Source organism: Rhodospirillales bacterium, from assembly GCA_016872535.1.
In the GTDB taxonomy this organism is placed as follows: Bacteria; Pseudomonadota; Alphaproteobacteria; order Rhodospirillales; family 2-12-FULL-67-15; genus 2-12-FULL-67-15.
The window spans coordinates 1-3,053 of record VGZQ01000147.1 but is presented as its reverse complement, the minus strand read 5'-3'; the positions used below and the strand labels follow the sequence as shown (position 1 = coordinate 3,053).

Genomic DNA, 3,053 nt, shown 5'->3' with positions numbered 1-3,053 from the left:
CCGGCCGTCGCCGACCGGCCGGGCGAGCGGGACCGGCGATGCCGCCGCCGCGCGCGGTTCGCGCGCGGCCGTTCCGGTGCCCGCGGCGAGCAACGCCGGAATTTCGCTCATGGTGTGTCCGGCGCGCTTCAGTTTTTCCACGGCGGCAAGGGTTTCCAGGGCGGAAGCGGGAAAACGGCCGATGCGCGGCGCTTGACGACCCGGCCCTTGGCCCGGGCCGAGTTCCGGCTTCGGCAGTATGCCGAGGCCAATGTAATTGTTGAGCGTGGCGCGGGAAATCTTGGCCCGCGCCATCAACTCGCGACTCGTGAAAACCTGCTCCGTCATTGTTCGATCGCGTCCGAAATCCGGTCCGTGGCGGCGATTAATAATGTCTAAATTAACAGTTTATTTATACATATTCCATTCAAAAATAGACATTTTAATTAGACTCAATATCTTTATTTTACATATTTGATATTATTATATAAATTATCATAAATCTTACAAATTTCCTTGTTTTAGACTTTTAATATTTAGACTCACAAATGGGTGAAATTCAGCCGAAACTGCCTTGGAATCAGACTCCCACCTCGCCACAAAGTGATTCCCTTTCGCGAAATTTGCGCGAAATGATCGACCATGAGCTTCGACGACAACAACGACAAAAAATACGAGGCGCTGTTCGGCGGCGCGCCGGGAACCATTCTCGGCGCGATCAAGGAAAAACTCGTTCGCTCCAAGGAAAAGGCCGCGCAGGAAAAGCGCCACCAGTCGGCGGAGGAAGCGCCCCCCGTCAATCCCCACCGCCGGCCCGACGGCAAGCGCAAGTTGCCGCCCGGCCAGAACGTGGTGACGAAATGGCCGGTGCTCGACCTCGGCGTTCATCCTAACGTGCCCAGGAACCGCTGGCAGCTGACCGTCACCGGCGCGGTCGAAAACCCGGTCATGTGGTCGTGGGCCGATTTTCTGGCGCTGCCGCAAAGCGACATCGTCGCCGACATCCATTGCGTCACCACCTGGTCGCTCTACGACAGCCGCTGGTCCGGCGTCGCCACCAAGGATTTCCTGACGATCGTCAGGCCGAAACCCGAGGCCCGCTTCGTCGTGTTCCATGCCCACGACGGCTACACCACCAACGTGCCGCTCGCGCGCTTCGCCGAGCCGGACGCGCTGCTCGCCCGTTCCTGGAACGGCACCGAGATCACCCGCGAGCACGGCGGGCCGATGCGGATCGTCATCCCGTCGCTCTATTTCTGGAAGAGCGCCAAGTGGGTCCGTCAAATCTCGTTCCACGCCGAGGACCGTCCCGGCTTCTGGGAGCTGCGTGGCTACCATAACATTGGCGACCCTTGGAAAGAGGAGCGCTATGGCTGAATTTACCCGACGCGCCGCGCTCGCCTTCGCCGCCGCCGCATTGCTTCGCCCGCGAGGGGCATCGGCCGCCAATGCCCACGATTTCGCCTTCCGCGCCATCGAAGGCGGCACATTGCCGCTCGCGAGCTACAGGGGGCGTCCCGTACTGGTGGTCAATACCGCGTCCCAATGCGGCTTTACCAAGCAGTATGCCGGCCTTCAGGAATTGTGGAAACGCTACCGCGAGCGCGGGTTGGTGGTGCTGGGCGTGCCGTCCAACGATTTCGGCGGCCAGGAGCCGGGCAGCGAGGCGGAGATCAAGAAATTCTGCACCGTCAATTTCGACGTCGATTTTCCGCTCACCGCCAAGGAAACGGTCAAGGGCGAGAGCGCGCACCCGTTCTATAAATGGGCGGCGGCGGAACTCGGCACCATCGCCGTTCCGCGCTGGAATTTCCATAAATACCTGATCGGGCCCGACGGCAAGCTGGTCGATTGGTTTTCGACGCCGACCGATCCGCTCGCGCCCCGAGTCACGGCCGCGATCGAGGCGCTGCTGCCCCCCGCCGCCGGCCGGGAACGCAGGCCCTAACCGATTGGCGCATTTCAACGCGCGCGGTCGGGATGACGCACGGCGACGAGCCAGGTCCCGACCAGGGTGAAAGCGGCAATCACGGCGAAGGTCGCCGCGTAGCTGCCGATCGGCCCGACCAGCATGCTGAACATGGCGGGTCCCACCAGCACGCCGGCGAACGTCACCACCAACGAACCGCCGGTCGCCTCGCCGGCCCTGGCTCCGGCAATGCGCGCGACTTCCGCGAGATAGACGCCGTTCCAACCGACGGCGACAACGCCGAACGCGACCAGAAGCGCCGTCAGCGGGCCCGCCGCCAGCGTGTGGGCCAGCCCCGCGACCGCGAGCCCGGCCACGGTCATCATCAGTCCGAGCGCGGCCAGCAGCGCGAGCCCGCGCCTGATCCGGTCCGCCATCCAGCCCCACAACAGGCGCCCGCCGACGCTCGCCGCCTGGACCAGCGCCAGCACAAACCCGGCCGCGACCAGATCGAAACCCGCGTCCTCCACCAGCAGGGTTACCACGTAGGTGGTCAGGCAAACCTGAGCCAGGGAATAGCAGAACGACATCAGCGCGAGCCGCCGCAACACCGCATCCTTCCAAACTAGGACCGCGCCTGCGAACGGGCTGTCGGCGAAGCTGGCCGACGGATCCCGATCCGAATCCCAGCGCGCGCGCACGACCTGGAGCGCAAGGGCCAGCGCCAAGCACCCGACGGCGGCCGTGAGCGGTGCCGCCTGCCAGCCGAACGCCACCGTCGCCGGAGGCGCGAGCACGCCGGCGAGTACGCCGCCCAGGGGGAAACCGGTCTGTTTCATCGAAAACAGGATATTGCCATGACGGCGTGCCGCGCCGAGCCGACCGATCAGGTGCGCGGCGGACGGATTGGTGATTCCGTAGCCGAATCCGATCGCGAGCGAGGCGAGCGGCAACGTGAGCAAAGTCGGCAATGCCAGCAGCCCGGCGCCCGCGGCCCAGAACGCGAGCGCGAGCTGACTGGTGCGGCAGGCGCCGAACCGTCGAACCATGCCGCCGGCCACCACCGAGGTCATGATCGCGCCGCCATACACCAAGCTGACCTGAAGGCCGATCAACGCGGGCGAAAGATCGAACGCGCGGGCGAATTCGGGAGCGATCGAGGGCA

Annotated in this window: 4 protein-coding genes; 2 read left to right on the top strand and 2 right to left on the bottom strand. The window is 64.2% G+C overall.

Annotation, left to right across the window (positions count from 1 at the left end; genetic code table 11):
* Positions 1-327, bottom strand: a 327-nt coding sequence (locus FJ311_16195; protein MBM3952975.1) for a hypothetical protein, incomplete at its 3' end; no start/stop codon positions are given.
* 294 nt (positions 328-621) lie between these two features.
* Between FJ311_16195 and FJ311_16190 the strand changes: the two genes are divergently transcribed.
* Positions 622-1,356 (top strand): sulfite oxidase-like oxidoreductase, encoded by a 735-nt coding sequence (locus FJ311_16190; protein ID MBM3952974.1) that lies wholly within the window; start codon positions 622-624, stop codon positions 1,354-1,356.
* Positions 1,349-1,927 carry a glutathione peroxidase gene (locus FJ311_16185; protein MBM3952973.1) on the top strand — a complete coding sequence of 193 codons (579 nt, stop codon included), beginning with the start codon at positions 1,349-1,351 and terminating at the stop codon, positions 1,925-1,927. Before FJ311_16190 ends, FJ311_16185 begins: the two co-directional genes overlap by 8 nt.
* A gap of 14 nt (positions 1,928-1,941) precedes the next feature.
* Here FJ311_16185 and FJ311_16180 read toward each other — a convergent pair.
* Positions 1,942-3,053: MFS transporter (locus tag FJ311_16180; protein MBM3952972.1), on the bottom strand; the 1,112-nt coding region annotated here is incomplete at its 5' end.

Excerpts from the sequence above, each read along its gene's own strand:
- FJ311_16185 (MBM3952973.1), top strand. The coding sequence starts at position 1,349 with ATGGCTGAATTTACCCGACGCGCCGCGCTCGCCTTCGCCGCCGCCGCA.
- FJ311_16190 (MBM3952974.1), top strand. The coding sequence starts at position 622 with ATGAGCTTCGACGACAACAACGACAAAAAATACGAGGCGCTGTTCGGC.